This is a genomic window from Janthinobacterium sp. PSRC1-1 (assembly GCF_049897525.1).
In the GTDB taxonomy this organism is placed as follows: Bacteria; Pseudomonadota; Gammaproteobacteria; order Burkholderiales; family Burkholderiaceae_D; genus Janthinobacterium; species Janthinobacterium tructae.
The window spans coordinates 157,141-177,417 of sequence record NZ_JAFCWK010000004.1 but is presented as its reverse complement, the minus strand read 5'-3'; the positions used below and the strand labels follow the sequence as shown (position 1 = coordinate 177,417).

At 63.1% G+C, this 20,277-nt stretch carries 18 protein-coding genes; 4 read left to right on the top strand and 14 right to left on the bottom strand.

Features of this window, described 5'->3' with window-relative positions; all coding sequences use genetic code 11:
- Window positions 1-61 precede the first annotated feature (61 nt).
- The 5 genes from ACP7DW_RS10095 to ACP7DW_RS10075 are packed head-to-tail and all read right to left on the bottom strand — an operon-like array spanning window position 62 to window position 5,258.
- A complete protein-coding gene (locus tag ACP7DW_RS10095; protein ID WP_426055079.1) occupies window positions 62-973 on the bottom strand; it encodes a glycerophosphodiester phosphodiesterase in 912 nt (303 codons plus the stop codon).
- Window positions 948-2,588: a hypothetical protein gene (locus ACP7DW_RS10090; protein WP_426055080.1), complete on the bottom strand. Its 1,641-nt coding sequence runs from the start codon at window positions 2,586-2,588 to the stop codon at window positions 948-950. Before ACP7DW_RS10090 ends, ACP7DW_RS10095 begins: the two co-directional genes overlap by 26 nt.
- A gap of 1 nt (window position 2,589) precedes the next feature.
- Window positions 2,590-3,444, bottom strand: coding sequence for a hypothetical protein (locus ACP7DW_RS10085; RefSeq protein WP_426055081.1), 855 nt, complete (start codon window positions 3,442-3,444; stop codon window positions 2,590-2,592).
- A gap of 27 nt (window positions 3,445-3,471) precedes the next feature.
- The gene (locus ACP7DW_RS10080; protein WP_426055082.1) at window positions 3,472-4,497 is read right to left on the bottom strand and encodes a hypothetical protein; all 1,026 of its coding nucleotides are present in this window, start codon (window positions 4,495-4,497) and stop codon (window positions 3,472-3,474) included.
- Window positions 4,494-5,258 carry a hypothetical protein gene (locus tag ACP7DW_RS10075; protein WP_426055083.1) on the bottom strand — a complete coding sequence of 255 codons (765 nt, stop codon included), beginning with the start codon at window positions 5,256-5,258 and terminating at the stop codon, window positions 4,494-4,496. The genes ACP7DW_RS10080 and ACP7DW_RS10075 overlap by 4 nt, the downstream gene beginning before the upstream one ends.
- A gap of 187 nt (window positions 5,259-5,445) precedes the next feature.
- Between ACP7DW_RS10075 and ACP7DW_RS10070 the strand changes: the two genes are divergently transcribed.
- The 4 genes from ACP7DW_RS10070 (at window position 5,446) to ACP7DW_RS10055 (ending at window position 9,825) form a co-directional block, all read left to right on the top strand.
- Complete coding sequence (locus tag ACP7DW_RS10070; RefSeq protein ID WP_426055084.1) at window positions 5,446-6,843, top strand: caspase family protein; 1,398 nt, start codon at window positions 5,446-5,448, stop codon at window positions 6,841-6,843.
- An 85-nt stretch (window positions 6,844-6,928) separates the two neighbouring features.
- Window positions 6,929-7,750 carry a hypothetical protein gene (locus ACP7DW_RS10065; RefSeq protein WP_426055085.1) on the top strand — a complete coding sequence of 274 codons (822 nt, stop codon included), beginning with the start codon at window positions 6,929-6,931 and terminating at the stop codon, window positions 7,748-7,750.
- A gap of 31 nt (window positions 7,751-7,781) precedes the next feature.
- A complete protein-coding gene (locus tag ACP7DW_RS10060) occupies window positions 7,782-8,513 on the top strand; it encodes a hypothetical protein (RefSeq protein ID WP_426055086.1) in 732 nt (243 codons plus the stop codon).
- Between the two features lie 46 nt (window positions 8,514-8,559).
- Window positions 8,560-9,825, top strand: a complete 1,266-nt coding sequence (locus ACP7DW_RS10055; protein ID WP_426055087.1) for a DUF6445 family protein — start codon at window positions 8,560-8,562, stop codon at window positions 9,823-9,825.
- 135 nt (window positions 9,826-9,960) lie between these two features.
- Here the strand turns inward: ACP7DW_RS10055 and ACP7DW_RS10050 are convergent, their stop codons facing one another.
- The 9 genes from ACP7DW_RS10050 to ACP7DW_RS10010 form a co-directional block, all read right to left on the bottom strand.
- The gene (locus tag ACP7DW_RS10050) at window positions 9,961-10,902 is read right to left on the bottom strand and encodes a LysR family transcriptional regulator (RefSeq protein ID WP_035823672.1); all 942 of its coding nucleotides are present in this window, start codon (window positions 10,900-10,902) and stop codon (window positions 9,961-9,963) included.
- A 93-nt stretch (window positions 10,903-10,995) separates the two neighbouring features.
- Window positions 10,996-11,970: a glycoside hydrolase family 43 protein gene (locus tag ACP7DW_RS10045; protein WP_426055088.1), complete on the bottom strand. Its 975-nt coding sequence runs from the start codon at window positions 11,968-11,970 to the stop codon at window positions 10,996-10,998.
- 3 nt (window positions 11,971-11,973) lie between these two features.
- On the bottom strand, window positions 11,974-12,948 hold the full coding sequence (gene yjfF / locus ACP7DW_RS10040) for a galactofuranose ABC transporter, permease protein YjfF (RefSeq protein ID WP_426055089.1): 975 nt from the start codon (window positions 12,946-12,948) through the stop codon (window positions 11,974-11,976).
- Window positions 12,945-14,024, bottom strand: a complete 1,080-nt coding sequence (locus ACP7DW_RS10035) for an ABC transporter permease (RefSeq protein ID WP_426055090.1) — start codon at window positions 14,022-14,024, stop codon at window positions 12,945-12,947. The genes yjfF and ACP7DW_RS10035 overlap by 4 nt, the downstream gene beginning before the upstream one ends.
- Window positions 14,021-15,562: a sugar ABC transporter ATP-binding protein gene (locus ACP7DW_RS10030; protein ID WP_426055091.1), complete on the bottom strand. Its 1,542-nt coding sequence runs from the start codon at window positions 15,560-15,562 to the stop codon at window positions 14,021-14,023. Before ACP7DW_RS10030 ends, ACP7DW_RS10035 begins: the two co-directional genes overlap by 4 nt.
- 9 nt (window positions 15,563-15,571) lie before the next feature.
- Entirely contained in the window at window positions 15,572-16,546 is a 975-nt protein-coding gene (locus ACP7DW_RS10025) for an ABC transporter substrate-binding protein (protein ID WP_426055092.1), read from the bottom strand.
- A 159-nt stretch (window positions 16,547-16,705) separates the two neighbouring features.
- Entirely contained in the window at window positions 16,706-17,731 is a 1,026-nt protein-coding gene (locus ACP7DW_RS10020; protein WP_426055093.1) for an arabinan endo-1,5-alpha-L-arabinosidase, read from the bottom strand.
- A 65-nt stretch (window positions 17,732-17,796) separates the two neighbouring features.
- A complete protein-coding gene (locus ACP7DW_RS10015) occupies window positions 17,797-19,341 on the bottom strand; it encodes an alpha-N-arabinofuranosidase (protein WP_426055094.1) in 1,545 nt (514 codons plus the stop codon).
- A gap of 161 nt (window positions 19,342-19,502) precedes the next feature.
- Complete coding sequence (locus ACP7DW_RS10010; RefSeq protein WP_426055095.1) at window positions 19,503-20,270, bottom strand: SDR family NAD(P)-dependent oxidoreductase; 768 nt, start codon at window positions 20,268-20,270, stop codon at window positions 19,503-19,505.
- Window positions 20,271-20,277: the final 7 nt, after the last annotated feature.

The window sequence follows — 20,277 nt, the reverse complement described above, 5'->3', positions numbered from 1 at the left end:
TCTGGGGCTGCAAGGCGCTCTGCTGCACGGCAAAACCGCCGTGCAGCAGATCAGGGAGTACTTATTTCATCATCGCGCAAAACGTTTCGGGATTGCCGTCAAGAATGACGCCGCTGGGCCAGCGGTGGCTGCGTTGCCGGGCGCGCAGCAAGGACGCGGCCAGGGCCGAGTCGCCATCGACGGCGTAGACGAAGACGGGCATGCTCAGGCTGGCCGCGTCGGCCAGCAGATTCGGATTGGCGTCCAGGCTGCGCGCATCGACGTGCACGCCGACGGGCATGCCGATCTGCTGCTGCACGCGCTGCAGCCACGGTTTGTCGAGCTTGGGTGGGCGGGCATTTTTCGCGATATAGCGGCTGACCCGGTTCGCGCCAGCCGCCTGTGCATTGCGCGCGTCAAACACGAGCAAGCCCAGATAACCCTGCGGATCGGCGCGGCGCGCGCACGCCAGGTTGTTCGGCACGCCCGAGGTCAGGAACCAGTTGCCATGCTTGATGTTTGCCCGCAATTGCCCCACCAGGGTGGCGATCGGCGCGCACGACGACACGACATCCTTGATTTCCGCGTTCAGGGTCTTGTTCGGGAACGCCGTCGCCAGGCCGGCGATATCGCTGACGAAGGGCGGCGTTTCCGCCGTGACCACGCCGCGGTTCTTCATGCTGGCGGCGCGCCAGTCGTCGGCCGTCAATTGTTTCACGGTGCGGGGCGAGCCCGTATCGACGACTCTGCCCGTCAGCAAGTCGTGGTGCACCACCCAGCTGCCGTCGCCCAGCAGCTGCAAATCCGTCTCGACGCCGTCCCAGGTACCGAAATACGTGTTGCGCAGCGCGCTCAGCGAGTTTTCCGGCGCATTGCCGGCGCCACGGTGGGCATGCACCTTCATGCCCAGGCAGTCGGCCTGTACCGCCGTGCTGGTCATGCAGAGCAGCAAGGCCAGTGCGGCCGCCTTATTTTTGTTGCGGATGATAACCATATTCGATTCCCTGCAAAACGTGGATGCGGATCGCTTCGTTGACGGGGTAGCTGTAACCCTGCCCCACCGCCACGACATGCGTGATATTGGCCAGCAAGCCCTTGCCGGCGATTTGCCAGCGCGTGCTGTCGTCGGCCGCCTGGCGGTTCCAGTCCAGCATCTGACGGAACAAGTCGCTCTTCGTGACGTTGTTGTCGAGCAGGGACAAGATGCCCCAGGTGCCCAGGAAGGCGCCGGCCAGCACGCCCGTGGCGATCCAGGCGGAACGGCGGCTCAGCTGGCCGTCGGCGCCCGCCTGCTCGCCCCGGCGCGCCGCCAGCACCAGCAAGCCCACCGTGGCGATCAGGTACAGCAGTTTCGAAAAGTGGCCGATGGCGCCCAAGAGCGAAAAGAACAGGGCCACGGGCGGCACGATGGCCGCGCGCGCCGCTTCCTTGCCCTCTGCATAGTACTTGCCACCCACCTCGAAGTCGCTGCGGCTGGCGCGGTACTCCACCAGCTTTTCCGCCGTCTGGCGCGCGGCGAACTGATCGAACAGACGGCTGAACTCGGCGGGACTGGCATATGTGTCCTGCACCACGGCGCCCTTGGGCAAGCGCAAGCCCTTGCTCGCTTCGCTGCCGTCGCCGCCGTCCGGCCCGTCGCGCAGCACGGCCTGGATGCCGGGGCGCGCCACGAAGGCGGGGAAGGACAAGCCGGGCGGAATGCGGTCGCCCTTGATGTTCAAACCCTTGCTGGCCGCTTCCGACGCATAGCGGCGCTTGACGGCGGCGCGGAAACTCAATTGATCGGCCGGATGCCAGTTGGCCGAGACGGGCACCTTCTTGCGCACATTGTTGACCACGGCCGCCTTGCGCCGTGCCGGCACGGAATGCGGCTGCCAGCCATGGCGCGACAGGCTTTGCCGGTAATCGTTCCAGGCCGATTCCTGCTGCTGGCGCAAGCCCGCATCGTCGTCGGGAATGATGCCCGAATACAATTTCCACTTCTCGTGCACCTCGCCGATCGCCTGCTGGTACTTGTCGTAGTAACCGGCCGCGCCGCCGGCGATCTTGCGGACATTAAAATTGATCAACTGTTCCTTGGCCGGCTCCATGCGCTCGTCGAGGTGGCCGACCGAGACGGCCAGGAAGGGGAACAGCGCCAGGAAGGCCTTGCCTTCGGGCTTGGCGAACAGGGTGGGATCATCGACCAGGCCCTGCAGTTGCAGGCTGCCGCCCACCAGCGAGCGCTGCATCAGGGTAGTATTGAAAGCCAGGCGGCGAAACTGCGCATCGCGCGTTTCCACCAGCACCGTGACCGTGGTCTTCAAAATGCCGAAGACGACCGCCGCCGTGGCGACGCAGCAGAAGATGATCTTTTTCCAGCTGGGGCCGCTGCCATTGTTCTTCAGGCGGCGGCGCCACATCAGTTGCAGCACCACCAGCGCGGCGGCGATGCCCGACAGGCTGCGGCCATAGAATTCCACGCCCTCCACGTCGTGCGGCTTGACGTCGCCGCCCACCACGTCGAGCAGGCGGGCATTGAAGCCCAGCTCGAAGCACAGATACATGATCGTCAGGACGATCAGGATCAAGGTCTGCCGGATTTGCAGACTGCGCAAACTCGCGGCCATCTTATTTCCTCAGATCGATGACGACGGGCTTGATCTCTTCGGCCTGGAAGATCATCGGCGCCGCAGGGGCAGCCGCTGCGGCACGCGGCGCGGGCAGGCTGATGGCGGCGGGCGCCCTGGCCGGGGTCTCCTGGCGGCGCGGCCTGGCGCTGGCTCGGTTACCCGCTTTCGGCGCGGCGGCGGGCGCCGGGGCGGCTGCCGGCGGCGCCGGAATCACGCGGCCGCTGCCGTCGCCAGCCGGCAAAGTCGTCATGACGGGACCCGTGGCGCGCAAGGCGTCGTCGGCAAACGGCTGGGCGCGCGTATCGACGCCGGGCGGCACGGCCACGCTGGCGTTGAGCAGGCGGTTGTCCGTGTAGATCATGCGTGACAGGCGGTTGTAGTTGGGAAAGTCGATATTCAGCGATTTCGCGTCCGCCGCCAGTTCCACGCGGGGGCGGTCCTTGCAATTGCCCACCGTCCACTGCAGCACATCCGTGCCCTGGAAAGCCAGCACTTCATAGCGGTAGGCGCAGCCGCGCTCCTGCGTTTCCACGATCACCACGGTGCGCTCGCCCACGTTTTCCACCCTCGCCACGCGGGCCGTCATCGCATTGGCCAGCGGCACGACGCGAAACGCCTGCGACAGCTTGATCGAATACTTGCCTTGCGGGTCCTTGCGCAAGGTGCCTTCCGTGCCGTCGCGCAAGCGGAAGGTGGAAATCGGCGTGCCGAACAGCTCGGCCGTATCGAGGCCCACCATCACGCCGCCACGACCGTTCGGCGTCATGGCGCAACCCGTCAACAGGACGCCGGCGGCCAGGCCAGCCATCAGCTTGCGCCAGTGCGCGGATGCAAAACTCTTATACATTGTCATGCTGGATAACTTTCTCTTATTTCTGGGTCAGGGATTGATCACGGCCAGCGGATTGCCCGGGCCTGGCGGCGGCAAGATTTTCTGGCGGTCGCGCGATAGCACAGTGAAGGCGCCCAGGGTGTCCGGGCCGGCGACGATTTCCAGCTGCTCGCGCTGCAGCCAGGTGCGGATTTCCGCCTCCGTGGCCTCGGCGCGGAACAGCACGCGCATGCGCACGCCCGTCTCGACGCCGCTGCCGCCATTGCGGAATTCCGCATTGCCGACCACGGCCTGATCTTTCGGCAGGAACAGCCAGGCCGATTGCACCACCATCACGCTGGCGGCCACGGCGGTGACGAGCTTCAGCCAGCGGCTGGCATTGGCCGCCTGCATGGGCACCTTCGCTGGTGCCGCGGCGGCATCGGCCGGGGCGATCTGCAACTGCTGCAGCCCCTGGCGCAGCAGTTGCCGGTAGGCCACGCGGCCATCCTTGCCCAGTTCGCTCGACAAGGGCGTGCCCGTCAGCGCATAGTCGCCGCCGGGCAGGGCCACGCGGGCGATCACGCCGGGCGCCGCGGCGGCCCGATTCGCGCGGCCATGCGCTTCCAGCCAGCGCGCCGCCTGCAGGCGCTCCTGGCTGAACACGCCCAGGCAGGCGCCCAGGTCCGTCACGGCCAGGGTCACGGGCATGTCGCACAGCACCAGCCCCGCGCGCGGGTCGGCGGGGGCGTCGCGCTGCTCGACCACCAGGCCGCAGGCATCCGCATACGAAGCATCTGGCGTGACGATCCAGCCGCGCCAGCGCTGCCGCGAGCTGTCCCAGGCATCGAGCAGCACGGCGCCAAAGCCGGGACGGCGCGCCAGCAAGTGGATCTGTCCGCCCGCGATGGGCCGCGCGGCCAAGGGTGCCGCATCGCTGCGGCGCGCAAAGCGTTGCATTAAGTGTTCCGGCACGGCAATGCCACGCCAGTCGGGGGTATCGCCGCTCACCTCGGCGTCCAGCAATTCGGCGGACGATGGGGCAGATGGCAGGCGCGCGGCAACGATGGCCAGCGAGGGCGTCAATGCAGTCATGCCGGTGGCCTTTCATCAGGGTTCGGGGAGGTGGCTATCGGGTCGAGCTGCAGGGATAACGCGGCCAGGCACAAGATATCCAAAACTATTTGCGCCGCCTGCATGTCGCGCGCGGTCAGGGCATCGCCCACGCGCAGCTTGAGCAGGCTCAAGACCCAGCTGCCCAGCAGAGTAGAACGGTGGGCCGGCTCAACCACCTGGCGGCCAGCACTGTCGGGATCGCCCTTCTGCCGGTGCACCAGGCCCAGCTTGCCGCCATGGTAATGCGCGGAGGCGATCTGCTCGGCCAGTTCCTTGACGGGCATGCCGCCGCAGCCGCAATGGCGCAGCAGCAAGATCAAGTCACGCGGCAAGGTGGCGATAAACACGTCGGCCGCCTCGCGCACCTGCCGTGGCGTCAGCTGGTAGTCGCGCAGCGGTTCGGCATAGGCGTCGGGCGCCGGCAAGTCGCAGCCCTCTTGCGCATCGGCATCGTCGTCATCACGCTGCTTGCGCAGCTGGTCGATGATGAAACGCTTGAAGTAGAGGAACAAGGCACCGACGTGGTGGGGCGCCGCCTCGCTGTCGCTGTGCAGAACTTTTTCGATGAAGAACTGGTGGCGCAAATCGGCCAGGGAATCACCGAGCGACGCCGCCTCGCGCGGGCGGCATGGGGCCAGCGCGGCGATGACGCGCTGGTAAAATTCGCCCAGTTCGCCTTGTGTCAGCTGATGGCGGCGGGTCCAGAAAGCATGAATCCGTTCAAATTGTTCCGATTGCACAGCCGGTCCGATCGTGTGTTGGGCGGCACGCGCCACTGGCCGGCGGCGATGCGCACAGGCAAACTAGCAATGCGCTGGCCAGACAAGAGAAACTTGTCAGTAAGGTAAAATGCATTTAAGCAATTTTCTCATATCACAGTAAAAATCGCTAACTTTTGTTACTTTCACGACAATTCCCGAGAAGCCCATGCATCGCCTGATTCCCCTGTTTATGAGCCTGTTCTTTTTGCTGGGCAGCAATGTGGCGCACGCCGCTGTGCCGGTCCCTGTGCAAACAGCTCCCGGCAAGCGCATCGCCCTGGTGATCGGCAACGCAGCCTATCCGCAGCCGCTATTGAATCCCGTCAACGATGCGCGCGCCATGGCCGAGCGCTTGCGCCGCCTGGGCTTTGAAGTACTGTTGCGCACGGACATCAATGCGCAACAGCTGCAAAAGGCGTCGGCCGAGTTTTCCACGCAGGCGCGCGGCGCCGATATCGCCCTCGTGTTTTACGCGGGCCACGGGGCGCAGGCGGGCGAGGCCAATTACGTGCTGCCGCTGGGCGCCAACATGCATGCGCTCAGTGCTGCCACGATTGCCGCCCAGGGCGTCTCCGTCTCCAGCCTGGCGGGCGACTTGCAGCGCACGGGCGCGCGCGGCGCCGTGCTGATCCTCGACGCTTGCCGCCAGGAATATACGCGCGGCGGTGCAATGCTGCCCGTGCCCGGCGGCAGCAATGCGGCCGGCCACGGCTTTGCCGACACGCAAGCGCCACGCGGTGTGGTGATCGCCTATTCGGCGGGACCGGGCGCCCTGGCGCGTGATTTCTGGTCGCCCGATTCGCGCAACAGCCCGTATACCAGCGCCCTGCTCGACGCGCTCGATGCGCCGGGCTTGCCGATGGGTGACGTGTTTTCGCAAGTGGCGGCGCGGGTCGCCGCCATGACGCACGATGTGCAAAAGCCGCGCGTCTCGTTCGGCGAAACGTCGGCGCGCCTGGTGCTGAACATGGGCAGCGGCAAGGGCGTCAGCCAGCCGCCAGCCGGCGTGCTGGCCGGCGCGCAAGGCCAGGGCAGCGTGCGCTCGCCTGCGCCTGCGCCAGCGGTGGAAAAGAAGGCCGCATCCGGCGCCAAGGTGTGGCCAGGTAATGTGCTGCAAGACATCAACCATGAAATCCGCATGCAGATCGCGGCGCGGCCATTTCCCCGCCAGCAGCTGGAAAAGCGCGCGCGCGGCGGCGATCTGGTGGCGCTGACGGCCCTCGGCTACGGCATCGGCGGCGGCGATGCCGGCGTCAAACAGCCGAAGGCGGGCATGCAGTGGCTGGAAAAGGCGGCCGCCAAGGATTTCCCGATTGCCCAGACCTATCTGGCCGAATTGCTGATGGTCAAGGGCGATCCCGCCTCATTAAAACGCGCCGGCGTACTGCTGGACGCCGCTTCGCAAGCGGGCTACACGGCCGCGCACGCGTATAAATTCGACCTGGCGCGGCGCACGGGCGCGCCACCGCAGGATGCGGCCCGGCATTTGCAGGATGCCTTCATGGGCTTGATGAAGGATTACCAGGGCGCCGCCAAGGATGTTTTACAGCCGCCGAAAAAATAGTTTCAAATAATTTTGGATTTCCCTGAACTGCCCCCGTTATCCGTGGGTACATGCAATACAGCATGACAGTGACCAGGGAAATCCCATGCAAACATCGAGCACGGCAGCAAGCACCACCGGCCAACGGGGCCGCATCATGACCTACCAAGCGAGCGGCCTCGGCACCGTCAGCATGGATGGCGTGCAATATCCATTTGAGGTCAGCAAGCACTGGCGCTCGGACACCGCGCCAGCCCTGAATGCCGTGGTTGACGTCTGCCTCGACGCCACCGGCGCCATCGAGACCCTGCACGTCGTCTCTACGCAGCAATTGGCACAGGAAGACATGGCCATCGCGGCAAAACTGGCGCGCGCCAAGGGCCAGCAACTGTGGAGCAAGGCCGTCGCCATGCTGGGACTGCCAGTACTCGCCAGCATCGGCGTCCTGCTGGCAGGCGCCTTCCTGTTCAATGTGCTGGACATGCGCCTGTATGGCAACAGCAGTTTCAGCTTCTGGGAAATGCTCGGCATGCCCATCGACAATCTGGAGCGCCTGTCGCAAGGGGCCAGGAGCAGCTTTACCTCGGGCCGCTTCTTCTTCCTGCTGGCCATCGGCGCCTGTTTTGCCAGCCTGTTCATCCACAACGCCAAGGCCGCCCTCGGCAAGGCCGCCCCGCTGCTCTTCCTGCTGATCTACACCGCCAAGCTGACCATGACCGTGCGCGACTCGGTCAGCGCGTCGACCGCCGGCGTGCAAAGCCTGCTGGGCGGACGCAACAATGAGATCGCCAGCCGCATGGCCGATGAAATGCTGTCCCAGGTCTGGCACAGCATGTCGTTCGGCGCCGGCAGCTACCTGTTGCTGGCGTCTGCCACCGTCCTGGCCGCCTACGGCTATGGCGAATACAAACGTAAAACCATCGGCTAAGTCACCTCACACATTCACTGAAGGACATATCATGAACCGTACCCTCCCCGCCCTGCTCGCCATCGCCCTGATCCTGTCCGCCTGCGGCAAAACCGACTCCGCCGTACCGACGCCCCCTGCCCCCGTCGCCACCAGCACGGCCGACCTGGCAGCGAAAGCGCAAATCAAGGCGGCTGCGGCCAGCCTGCCGCAAGCGGACGCTGCCACGCCAAGCGCCAGCTATGTCGACATCACCAGCGGCAACCAGTTGATGTACAGCTACATCGCCCTGTCCGGCGTGCCGCCCGACTATGCGGCCGTGGCGCAACGCATCTCGCGCGAATATGCGGGCAGCAACGATGCCTTCCGCAAGCAGGAAGTGCTCGACGCGCTGAAACCGCAGATCGACGCCAAGGTCAACGAAGCGAAAACGAAACGCTACCTGCGCTACCAGATCAATGGCCAGGGCGCGCTGTCGCCGTACGCCATGGACAAGGCCGCCTTCCCCGCCAAATTCGCCGAGGCGGGCACGTATTACTACATGTACGACAATGGCGACTACAAGCTGGCGTTCACGAATGGCGACGGTTATTCCTTGCTGAAAGTGGACCAGGAAGCGGCGCGCAAGATCGAGGCGGCGCGCAGCGGCTACAAGGACTTCGCCATCGTCGTGTATGCGTACGCCCAGGAAGCGGACATGGCCAGCAACCAGGTCAAGGCGCAGATCGTCAAGGTGGCGATCAAGCTGAACGGACAGGAAATTCCCGTCAGCCAGGCGCTGTAGAACAGCCTCGGTTACACTGTTCGCCACATTGCATCGAGAGTGAAACATGGGCGAACAGACACTGGCGGAACAACAGCTGGCCAAGGGCCGGCAACTGCAGCAGCAAGGCAAGCTGATCGAGGCGATCAACGCTTACCAGGCTGCCTATAAACAGGACCCGGCCCTGGCCGAAGCGCAGCATTTCCAGGGCCTGGCGATGCTGGAGCTGGGCCAGGGCACCCTCGGCCTGGGCCTGTTAAAACTGTCGCTCAAGCAGCAGCCGGAGAACCCTCTGTTTCACTACAACCTCGGCAACGTGCTGCGCGGCACGGACAACGAGGCGGCGCTGGCCAGCTACGCCACGGCGGCGCGGCTGGCGCCGCATGAGCACGATTTCGCCATTCTTCATGCGGAATTGCTGCTGGGGAAACAGCGGCTGGCGGAGACCATCGCCGAACTGGAACGGGCCCACGTCCTGCGCCCGCAGCGCTGGCAAACCCTGCAGGGCCTGGCCGAGCTGTACTACCGCACGGGACAGCAGGCACTGGCGCTGGAGCGTTACGCGCAGGCGCTGGAGCTGCATCCGGCGCTGGCGCACACGTGCCGCATCGGCTTTGCCAGTCCGCAAGCGGAACATCCCGAAACGTTGACGACGCTCAATGTCGCGCACACCCTGCACGATTTTATCCGCGAAACCGACCTGCACATCCTCGACGACGTCCTGCCCGACCCCGCCGCCTGGCGCGCCCAGGCGCTGGCTTTGCCGTTCGAGCAGCAGCGCTATGCGGGACAGAATTATCCGGGCAGCCAGACGGCGGGCCAGCCCAGCCAGGCCGTCATGGAACGCATCGCCACGGCGCTGGGCCGCCCCATCCGTTTCATTTCGCCCGACAATGGCTCGTATCGCCTCAGCTATGCGGACGCCATGGCGCGCACGGATATCCACGTGGACAATGAGACGGGCAACAATTTCAATTTCTATGCGGGCGTGCTGTATCTGAACCCGCCCGAGCAGTGCCAGGGCGGCACCACCTTCTGGCGCCACCAGCCCAGCGGCTGGTACCGTCGCCTGCCGGAAACGGACGTGAAAGCGGGCGGCTATGCCAGCTTCAAGGATTTCCAGAGACGCTGGCTGCCGAACAGTAAAGTACAGAAATTCAACGACTTGCAGGAACAGCGCGACAGTTGGCAAGCGCTGCTGGAAGTGCCGATGCGCCACAACCGATTGATCGTGTACAAGGGCCACTTCTTTCACTCGATCAGCAATGTGTTTGGCGATACGCCGGAAAATGGCCGATTGGTGCAGCTGTTTTTCTTTGAAGTCCCCGATTGAGCTATTCGCAGTAAAAATCGCCGAAGTCGTTGACGGCGCCGAAGAAAATGTTCAGGGCTAGGCGCCGTGCCGCAGGCAGTACGAATGTACGACAAGGCACGGCAACAACGCCATGGACGTTTTATTCGGTGATCGTCAATACATGTCGGCGGCCGTGGCGCGTACTGCTTTCAACAGCATATCCGCGCCCGGCGACAGCAGATGATCCTGCTGGCGGATGATGCCGAACGCATCCATCTTGCATGGCAGCTCGATGGGCAGGATGCTCAGCACGTTCAACGATTCGTAGTAATGCGCCACTTCCGTCGGCATCACGTGCAGGGAATCCGTTTGCTGCAGCAGGGACGTGATCAGCAGCAAGGCGGTGGTGTCGACCACGTCGACGGGCGGCTCCAGGCTGGCGCGGCGGAACATCATGTCGAAGCGGTGGCGCAGGATGCTGCCTTGCGGCGGCAAGATCCACGGCTGGCCCGCCAAATCTTTTAACTGCAGATTCTTGCGCGACAGCAGCGGATGGCCATTGCGCGCCACGGCGCTGGCCGGCTCTTCCGTCAATTCCTCGTAGATCAGGCCGGCGCTGCTTTCCTTTTCCAGGATGCGCCCGATCATGAAGTCGAGGGTGCCGTGCTGCAGCATGTCCATCAGGGTATTGCTGTGCTCCAGGTGCACGCCGATGCGCATCAAGGGCGCCTGTTGCTTGATGCGCGCAATCGCCCGGGGCAGCAAGGCCATGGCCGGCGTCATGATGACGCCCACCTCCACCTGGCCCGTCAGGCCTGATTTGAGCGCGACGATGTCGTCATGCGCCAGCGACAGGCTCGTCAGGGCCATGCGCGCGTGGCGTATCATCGTCTCGCCGTAGATGGTCGGCTCCATGCCGCGCGGCAACCGGTCGAACAGGCGCACGTCGAGCATCTCTTCCAGGTCCTTGATTTGCTTGGACGCGGCCGGCTGCGTCATGTGCAATTCTTCCGCCGCGCGGTGGATGTTGCGCTGCTCGTCAAGGGCGATCAACAGCAGCAATTGCCGCGTCTTCAGGCGGGCTCGCAAGAACCAGTTGGGGTTGAGGGTATCCATGAATAAATCATATCATGATCGATATCGGTGTTAACTCAATATCGATATTCCAGATATCGGTGTGTCTCCTTTTTGAGCGTCGTCAAACTGCGTTCAGGATGCCTTGCAGGCGGCGCTGGGGTTGGCTGCCGGGCCAGCCGTTTGCTGGATGAATTCAATGGTGCCGTCGGGCTTGTATTTCAGCTCTTCCACGGCCACGGAACGCCGGTATTCTCCACCACCGGGCAACTTGTCGTTGTGATAGAAGATGTAGGACTTGCCGTTAAATTCGATGATGGCCTGGTGGATGGTTTTCACCACGGCATTCTTGTCCATGATGGCGCCGCGGAAATGCCACGGGCCTGTCGGCGTCGGCCCCGTCGAGTACGCTGTTTCTTCGGGGAAGTTGCGCGAGTACGACAAGTAATACGTGCCCGCATGCTTGTGCATGTACGCCGCTTCCGTGAACGCATCCATGCCGAAGGTCAATATCGGGCCATCGAGCTCCGTCATGTTGGCTTTCAGCTTGGCGTATTTCAAGACCGTGTTACCCCAATAAATGTAGGCCTGGCCATCCGTATCGATGAAAACAGCCGGGTCGATATCGTCCCAGGGAATCGCCGTCTGCTTCGTCATGTCGTTCGTGATCAGGGCGCTGCCGCGCGCGTCGACGAACGGACCGGTCGGGCTGTCCGAGACGGCCACGCCGATGGCTTTTCCCGGGATGGTCTTGTGGTCGACGGTCGAGTAAAAATAGTATTTGCTGCCGCGCTTGACGATGTCGCCCGCCCACGCATCCTTGCCGGCCCAGGCAAACGTGGAAAAGCGCACGGGCGAGCCGTGGTCCGTCCAGTTCGCCATGTCGCACGAGGAATACACGCGCCACTCATTCATCCGGTAATCCGTGTCCGTGGCGCTCGCCTCATCGTGGCCCACGTACAAATACACCCTGCCATTGTCGACCAGCGCGGCCGGGTCGCCCGTGTAGATGTTTTTCACGATGGGGTTGGCCGCTTGCGCACCGAACGTGGCGCAGGCGAGCGCCGCCGCCATGCCGATGGCTGCGGCACGTTTATTCTGCTTCAACATCAATTAACTCCCGTTGGTATGTTTCTGGCCCATGGCCATCAGTCTTTGCACGACGCAAAAGACGAACAGCAAGCCGCCGATGACGATCTTGGTCCACCAAGAGCTGAGCGTGCCGTCGAAGGCGATCAGGGTCTGGATGGTGCCCAGCACCAGCACGCCGGACAAAGCACCGGCCACATAGCCGTAGCCGCCGCTGAGCAGGGTGCCGCCGATGACGACGGCGGCGATGGCGTCCAGTTCCGTGCCTTGCGCGTGCAAGCCATAGCCGGACAGCATGTAGAACGAAAACAGCACGCCACCGAGCGCGGCGCAAAAACCGCTGAAGGCATAGATCAGCACCTTGGTGCGGCCTACTGGCAGCCCCATCATCAGGGCCGACTGTTCATTGCCGCCGATCGCATACACGGCGCGGCCGAACGGCGTGGCGTGCGCCAGCCAGATGGCCAAAAGTAACGTCGCCACGGCGATCACCACGCCCGGCGAGACAAAACCACCGAGAAATTGCAATTGCGTCTGCGACATGGCGACGAACAGCGGATCGTCAATCGTGATGGAATTGATGCTGATCAAGTAGCACAGCCCGCGCGCCAGAAACATGCCGGCCAGGGTGACGATGAAGGGCTGCAACTTGAAATAATGGATCAGCGCGCCCATGCTGGCGCCAAAGACGGTGCCCAGCGCCAGCACGGTGACGATCACCAAGAGCGGCGGCCAGTGCGCCACGTTCAGCAGCCAGGCGGCGATCATCGTTGACAGAGCCAGCACGGAGCCGACGGACAGATCGATGCCGCCGGAAACGATGACGAAAGTCATGCCGACGGCAATCACCAGCAAAAAGGCGTTATCGATCAACAGGTTGAAGATCACTTGCGTCGACAGCAGGCCCGGATAGGCGGCGCCGCCCAGGCCCAGCATCACCACCAGCAGCAAGACGGTGACGAGCGAGGTGAAATACGGGGTATGCAGCAAGCCCTTCATGCTTTTCTCCGATGCAGCAATTGCTTGAACTCCGACGATTGCGACAGGCAGACGAGGAAGACGACGACCGACTTGACCACCATGTTCACTTCGGGCGGCACGCCCAGCGAATAGATCGTGTAGGTCAAAGTCTGGATGATGAGCGCGCCGATCATGCTGCCGACCAAGCTGAACTTGCCGCCGGCCAAGGACGTCCCGCCCAGGGTCACGGCCAGGATGGCGTCCAGTTCCAGCATCAAGCCCGCGTTGTTCGCGTCGGCGCTCTTGATGTTCGAGCTGATCATCAGCCCCGACAAGCCCGCGCAGGCGGCGCAAAACACGTAGACGAAAAAGATCAGGGTGGCCGTCTTGATGCCGGCCAGGCGCGCGGCGACGGGGTTGATGCCGACGGCCTGGATGAACAGGCCCAGGGCGGTTTTGCGCATCAGCACGGCCGTGATGAGGAACACCAACGCCACGAGGAACAGCGAGAACGGCAAGCCGAACAGATAGCCGCTGCCGATGAAGAAGAAGGGCTGATAGTAGACGGTAACGATCTGCCCATCCGTCAGCAATTGCGCCAGGCCGCGCCCCGCCACCATCAGGATCAGGGTGGCGACGATGGGCTGCAAGCCAAGACCCGCCACCAGCACGCCATTCCAGGCGCCGCACAGCAGGGCCGCGCCCAGGGCCGCCGCCAGGGCCCAGCCCATGGGGATGTTGCTCACATAGGTCGGCACGCCATTTTCCATCACCATGGTGCCGCCGATCAGCATGGCGGCCACGGTGCCGGACAGGGCCACGACGGCGCCCACGGAAATGTCGATGCCGCGCGTGGCGATCACCAGGGTCATGCCCAAGGCTGCCAGCATCAGCGGCGCCGCGCGGTTGACGATGTCGATCACGCTGCCGTACAGGTGGCCGTCGCGGATCTCCAGATGGAAAAAGCCGGGGATGGCAAAGAAGTCGACCAGCAACAGCAGCAACAGCGCGGCCAGGGGCCGGCTCAGGGGATGGTGTAAAACGGTATGCAAGGACGTCCCTGTAGTGGAAGCCGGACGCGCCAGTGGCGCGCTCGATGGCGTGGATAAACTCATGTGGCGTCTCCGGCGATCACTTGCAGCACCGAACTATCATCCAGCTCGCCGCGCGCATAGTCGCCGCAGGCCTTGCGGTCGCGCATGACCACAATACGGTCGCTGCAGCGCAGCACTTCCGGCAATTCGGACGAGATGAACAGAATCGCCATGCCCTTGCGGCAGAGTTTGCTCACATAAGTCATGATTTCCTGCTTGGCGCGCACGTCGATGCCGCGCGTCGGTTCGTCCAAAATCAGCATGGCGGGCGAGGTCACCAGCCAGCGCGCCAGCAGTGCCTTTTGCTGATTGCCGCCCGACAGGCTGCCGATCGGCGTTTCGATGCTGGCCGTCTTGATGCCGAGCGCCTTCACATATTCGTCGGCCAGCGCCTGCTGGCGTTTGAACGGGATGGCGCGCAGCAAGCCCGTGCGGGCTTGCAAGGCCAGGATGATGTTTTCGCGCACGGACAGCGACAAAATCGCCCCCTCGTGCTTGCGGTCTTCCGAGCAAAAGCCGATATCGCGCGCAATCGCGTCGCGCGGCACGTGGAACTGGCGCGGCTGGCCCTGCATGGTGATGGCGCCGGAATCGGCCTTGTCGGCGCCGAACAGCAAGCGCGCCAGTTCCGTGCGGCCCGACCCCAGCAAGCCGGCCAGGCCCAGCAATTCACCTTGGCGGATGTGGAAATCCATGGGCAGCAAGGCGCCCTTGCGGCCCAGGCCCTGCGCTTCGAGCACAGTCGGGCCAAAGCTGGCGGGGCCCGCTTCTTGCGCCAGGTCCAGCGCCTGTTCCTGCGTGTCGGCCGCCACGCCGATCATCTTGTTCACCAGCGCCAGACGCGACAGTTCGCTGCACGCATATTCCCCTTCGCGCTCGCCATTGCGCATGACGGTGATACGGTCGGAAATGGCGTAGGTCTGGTCGAGAAAGTGGGTGACGAACAGAATCGCCATGCCCTGCTCGCGCAGGCGGCGCAGCACGGTAAACAGCAGATTGACTTCCGCCTCATCGAGGCTGGACGTGGGTTCGTCGAGGATCAGCACGCGGGCCGAAATATTCAGCGCGCGCGAAATGGCCACCATTTGCTGGATGGCCAATGGAAAGCTGGACAGTTGCGCCGTGACATCGATATCGATCTGCAATTGCAGCAGCAAGGCACGCGCTTGCTGCTGCATGGCACGCCAATCGATGATGCCAAAGCGGCGCGGGTAGCGGCCGATAAAGATGTTTTCCGCCACCGACAGGTTCGGGCACAGATTGACTTCCTGGTACACGGTGCTGATGCCCAGCAACTGCGCATCCGAGGTGGACGCGGGGGCGATGGGCTTGCCTTCAAACAGGATCTGGCCGCTGTCGGGCGTGTACACGCCCGTCAGCACCTTGATCAGGGTCGACTTTCCGGCGCCGTTTTGCCCCATCAAGGTATGCACTTCGCCCGGATACAGGCGCAGGGCAACGTCGCTGAGGGCTTTGACGCCGGGGAAGGCTTTACTGATGCCGCGCAACTCCAGCAAGGGAGCCGGCGCGGCCGTGTGATGCGCTTGCGTCTTCATCATGCGGCAAGCTTAGTACTTACGGTTCGGAAATTCCTTGGCGGCCACCTCGGCAGGGAACACGCCTTCCACCGTCGTGATGCGCGCCGGCACGGGCTTGCCGGCCACCACATCGCGGGCGATCGACATCAACTGCGGGCCCAGCAGCGGGCTGCATTCCACGGTGACGTTCAGCTTGCCGGCGATCATCGCTTCGAACGCGCCTTTGACGCCATCGATGGAGATGATGATGATGTCCTTGCCCGGCTTCATGCCCGCTTCTTCGATGGCCTGGATGGCGCCGATGGCCATGTCGTCATTGTGCGCGTACAGCACGTTGATCTTCTTGCCTTCGGCCTTGAGGAACGCTTCCATCACTTCCTTGCCCTTGGCGCGCGTAAAGTCGCCCGTTTGCGAACGGATGATCTTCATCTTCGGATTCTTGCCCACCACTTCCAGGAAGCCCGCCTTGCGGTCGATGGCCGGCGCGGAACCGACCGTGCCTTGCAGTTCGACGATGTTCAGGGTCGCATCCGGGGTTTTCTTGGCGTGCTCGAGCAGCCATTGGCCCGCGCGGCGGCCCTCTTCCACGAAGTCGGAACCGATGAAGGTCACGTACAGCGATTTGTCGGCCACGTTGACGGCGCGGTCCGTCAGGATGACGGGAATCTTGGCGGCCTTGGCTTCGCGCAGCACCGTATCCCAGCCCGATTCGACGACCGGCGAGAAGGCGATCACGTCGACTTTTTGCGCGATGAACGAGCGCAGGGCCTTGACCTGGTTTTCCTGCTTTTGCTGCGCATCGGCAAATTTCAGGGTGACGCCATCTTTCTTGGCGGCATCCTTGATGGAGACGGTATTGGCGGTGCGCCATTCGCTCTCGGCGCCTACCTGCGAAAAGCCCATGACGAGGGGCTTGGCGGCGAAGGCGGACGAGGTCGCGAAGGTGGTGGCGGAAAAGGCCAGCAGCATGGCGCTGGCGAGGAGTGTGCGGCGTGTCAATGTCATTCTTGTCTCCAGTTTTTTTTGGAATACCATCACAGCCGGATGCCGGATGGGCGGTTTTTTATGAACCCATGGTAGGAGAAAGCAACATAGCCATCCAATCAATTCTTTTTCGCTTGCGATACCGATTTGCGTATCACCTGGCGCACCGCTCCTGGCCCCTTAACGTTTGGCAGCGGGCAATTCGCGGCTGTGATAGCGGTGCAAATCGCGCGGGTCCACCTGCGGCCAGCCATCCTGGTCCCACGTCATGGGCAAGATCTTGAGCTTCTGCAAGTAATTGTCCGCCGTCTCATACGCGTGCAGCACCAGGTAATCCTTGCCGTCAAACGTGTAGGCGCTGTTGTGGCCCAGGCCTTGCCAGTCCTTGTCGCCTTTCAAGACCACCGTGCCGCCGCCCTGCGCCATGTCGCGCCCGTTCTTGTCCAGATACGGCCCCGTCACGCTGGTCGAACGCCCCACAACCAGGTGATACGTGCTTTTTTCCTTCTGACAGCACAGGCCCCACGAGACGAAGAGGAAGTAATCGTTACCGCGCTGGAAGATAAACGGCGCCTCGATTTCCTCGGGCGCGGGCTTGAATTCGCCCGCGCGTGGCGGCAGCGGCGCGCGGCGCGCCAGCGAGTGCCACTCTTGCGGTTCCGCAATGCGGGTCCAGTCGGGCGTCAGTTTGACCAGCTTGATGCCGTTCCAGAACGAACCGAACGACATCCAAGGTGTACCGGCCGCATCGGTGATGATGTTCGAGTCGATGGCGTTCCACTCGTCGCGCTCGGGCACCGATTGCAGCAGCATGCCCTGGTCGACCCAGCGGTAGTCGGGCGAACGGGGATTCAAGGTGGTGTTGACGGTCACTCCGATGCCGGACGTGTTCTTGCCGAAGCCGGAGACCGAGTAGTACAGGTAATACTTACCGTCATGAAATTGCACGTCGGGCGCCCAGATATGGTCGTCAAACGATGGCGCGGCCTTTTTCGCCCACGTGGGCTGGCCCGCGAACACGCGCCCTTCCGGCTGCCAGTCGCGCATGTTCTTCGAGCTGTAGAAGGTGATGCCGGGACCCGTGCTGTACAGATAATACGTGTCGCCTTCCTTGGCCATCACGGGGTCGTGCACGCTGACCTGGGCCGCCTGGACGGGGCTGAAGGCAAGCATGGCCGCCAAGGCCATCATTGTTGAAAATTGCATCGTGTTCTCCACATGGCCAGCCGGCCCGTCATGCGGGCCGGCTGGATACATCAACATCGGCAGGTTTATTCGACCGCCACCACCACCACGGCCTTGGCCGGCACCGACACGGTCAGCTTGCCGCCTTGCGCCTTGGCATTGAACGCCACCGGTCGCACGGCTTGCGGTTGCGCAAAACTGTTGACGGCATCCATCTTGCCGGCGGTCAGTACGCGGCCCGTGATGCTGGCCACTTGCTTGCCGGCCAGCGCCACGCTGACGTCGACCGCCTTGTGCGGGTTCGTGTTGACCAGCGACAAATACACCTTGCCATCCCTGGCGCGCGCGGCCGAGGCGCTCACTTCCGGAATGCTGACCTTGCCCAGGCTGTATTTGCCATTGCCGCTGATGGCAACCGGCAGGGTCGTGGCATCCTGGAACGGCACGTACATTTCAAACGCGTGATACGTGGGCGTGAGGAAATACTTGTCCTTGTCCGTGATGATCATGGCCTGCAGCACATTGACCATTTGCGCGATATTCGTCATCCGCACGCGGTCCGCGTGTTGATGGAAAATATTGAAGTTCAGTGCCGCGACGAGCGCATCGCGCAAGCTGTTTTGCTGGAACAGGAAGCCCGTGTTGGTGCCCGGTTCCACGTCGTACCAGGTGCCCCATTCGTCGACGTACAAGCCCGTCTTTTTCGAGGGATCGTTCTTGTCGATGGCGGCGAGATTGTTCTTGATCAAGCTATCGATGCGCAGGGTGCGGCTCAAGGTGGAAATCCATTCATTTTCACCAAAGCCGGTGGCGGCGCCCTTCTTTTCCCACACGCCCGTCGGCACCGTGTAGTAGTGGAAACTGATGGCGTCCATCATGTTCGGCTTGATCTCGCGACTCAAGGTGCCGGACCAGCTGATGTCGTCGTCATTGCCGCCGCTGGCGATGAATTTCGGGCGCGCGCTTTCCGGCGTCTTCATGAAGGTGTGATAGTGCTTGTACAGGTCGGCATAGTACTGCGGGCGCATATTGCCGCCGCAACCCCAGGCTTCGTTGCCGATGCCAAAGTAATCGACTTTATACGGCTGCGCGCGGCCATTCTTGCGGCGCAGCTCGGCCAGGGTCGACTTGCTGTCCGAGGTCATGTATTCAAGCCACTCGGACATTTCCTGCGGCGTGCCGGAACCGAGGTTGCCGTTGATATAGGTCTGCGCGCCCAGCAATTCCGCCAGGTCGAAGAATTCATGCGTGCCGACGGCGTTCGACTCTTCCACGCCGCCCCAGTTGGTGTTGACCTTGGTCGGACGCTTCTCGCGCGCGCCGATGCCGTCCTTCCAGTGGTATTCATCGGCAAAGCAGCCGCCCGGCCAGCGTACCAGGGGCACGTGCAACTGCTTCAGCGCGCCCAGCACGTCGTTGCGCCAGCCCTTGGTGTTCGGAATGCTGGACTCCGGCCCCACCCACATGCCTTCGTAGATGCCGGTCCCCAGGTGCTCGGCGAACTGACCATAGACGTTTTTATTGATCACGGGACCGGGCCTGGCCACGTCGATGGTGACGTTGACGGGCGCGGCAAAGGCGCTGCCGGCGACGAGGCTCAAGGCCACGATGCTGGTATGGATACATTTCATGCTGTCTCCTGTTTTTAAGTGAAAAGCAAGGGCCGGGGTCAACCCCGGCACAATCTGGAATGGCGATGCCTCTCCTGCCGCGGGGTTGGGGCGGCAAGAGCGGTGTTTCAAGATCGGAGTTGCCGGTCAGTACCGGCGCGAATTAAACGACGCGCTAAGGCTTATATCCAGCCGGCATCGACGATGAACTCTTGACTGGAGCACATCGCTCCGTCATCGGAGGCGAGGAACAGCACCATGGCGGCGATGTCCTGTGGCATCAGCTTGCTTGGCAAGCATTGGCTTTTCTTGATTTCCGCTTCCGCCGCCTCGTCGACCCACAGCTCGATCTGGCGCTGCGTCATGACCCAGCCGGGCGTGACCGTATTGACGCGGATATTATGGGCGCCATAATCGCGCGCCAGGCCCCGCGTCAGGCCAACGACGGCCGCCTTGGTGGTGGCATACACGGGGTAGCCGCCCGACTTCATGTGCCAGGAAATCGAGCTGACGTTGATGATGGAACCGCCGCCCTGGCGCTTCATGCCCTCGAAGACGGCCTGGCACGTGAAGAACATGGGACGCTGATTGATCGCAATGCGCTCGTTCCAGTATTCCAGGGTCACGTCCTGCGCCTGGTGGCGCTGGTCATTGGCGGCATTGTTGACGAGGATATCGAAGTCGCCCAGCTTTCCAGCCAGTTCCGCCATGACGGCTTGCAGCGATGCAATATCCGTGATGTCGCAATGGCGGAACAAGGGCGCCGCGAGACCCGCTTCGGCCAGGCGGCGGCACAGGGCCTCGCTCGCTTCCACGGCAATGTCGACAAACGCCACCAGCGCGCCCTGGGCGGCAAATTCCGCCACCAAAGATTCACCGATGCCGCTGCCGCCACCCGTGATGAACACGCGCTTGCCCTGCAAGCTGCCATATTTCGCCAATTGCTTCATCTTGTCT

Excerpts from the sequence above, each read along its gene's own strand:
- ACP7DW_RS10095 (WP_426055079.1), bottom strand. The coding sequence starts at position 973 with ATGGTTATCATCCGCAACAAAAATAAGGCGGCCGCACTGGCCTTGCTG.
- ACP7DW_RS10090 (WP_426055080.1), bottom strand. The coding sequence starts at position 2,588 with ATGGCCGCGAGTTTGCGCAGTCTGCAAATCCGGCAGACCTTGATCCTG.
- ACP7DW_RS10085 (WP_426055081.1), bottom strand. The coding sequence starts at position 3,444 with ATGACAATGTATAAGAGTTTTGCATCCGCGCACTGGCGCAAGCTGATG.
- ACP7DW_RS10080 (WP_426055082.1), bottom strand. The coding sequence starts at position 4,497 with ATGACTGCATTGACGCCCTCGCTGGCCATCGTTGCCGCGCGCCTGCCA.
- ACP7DW_RS10070 (WP_426055084.1), top strand. The coding sequence starts at position 5,446 with ATGCATCGCCTGATTCCCCTGTTTATGAGCCTGTTCTTTTTGCTGGGC.
- ACP7DW_RS10065 (WP_426055085.1), top strand. The coding sequence starts at position 6,929 with ATGCAAACATCGAGCACGGCAGCAAGCACCACCGGCCAACGGGGCCGC.
- ACP7DW_RS10060 (WP_426055086.1), top strand. The coding sequence starts at position 7,782 with ATGAACCGTACCCTCCCCGCCCTGCTCGCCATCGCCCTGATCCTGTCC.
- ACP7DW_RS10055 (WP_426055087.1), top strand. The coding sequence starts at position 8,560 with ATGGGCGAACAGACACTGGCGGAACAACAGCTGGCCAAGGGCCGGCAA.
- ACP7DW_RS10050 (WP_035823672.1), bottom strand. The coding sequence starts at position 10,902 with ATGGATACCCTCAACCCCAACTGGTTCTTGCGAGCCCGCCTGAAGACG.
- ACP7DW_RS10045 (WP_426055088.1), bottom strand. The coding sequence starts at position 11,970 with ATGTTGAAGCAGAATAAACGTGCCGCAGCCATCGGCATGGCGGCGGCG.
- yjfF (WP_426055089.1), bottom strand. The coding sequence starts at position 12,948 with ATGAAGGGCTTGCTGCATACCCCGTATTTCACCTCGCTCGTCACCGTC.
- ACP7DW_RS10035 (WP_426055090.1), bottom strand. The coding sequence starts at position 14,024 with ATGAGTTTATCCACGCCATCGAGCGCGCCACTGGCGCGTCCGGCTTCC.
- ACP7DW_RS10030 (WP_426055091.1), bottom strand. The coding sequence starts at position 15,562 with ATGATGAAGACGCAAGCGCATCACACGGCCGCGCCGGCTCCCTTGCTG.
- ACP7DW_RS10025 (WP_426055092.1), bottom strand. The coding sequence starts at position 16,546 with ATGACATTGACACGCCGCACACTCCTCGCCAGCGCCATGCTGCTGGCC.
- ACP7DW_RS10020 (WP_426055093.1), bottom strand. The coding sequence starts at position 17,731 with ATGCAATTTTCAACAATGATGGCCTTGGCGGCCATGCTTGCCTTCAGC.
- ACP7DW_RS10015 (WP_426055094.1), bottom strand. The coding sequence starts at position 19,341 with ATGAAATGTATCCATACCAGCATCGTGGCCTTGAGCCTCGTCGCCGGC.
- ACP7DW_RS10010 (WP_426055095.1), bottom strand. The coding sequence starts at position 20,270 with ATGAAGCAATTGGCGAAATATGGCAGCTTGCAGGGCAAGCGCGTGTTC.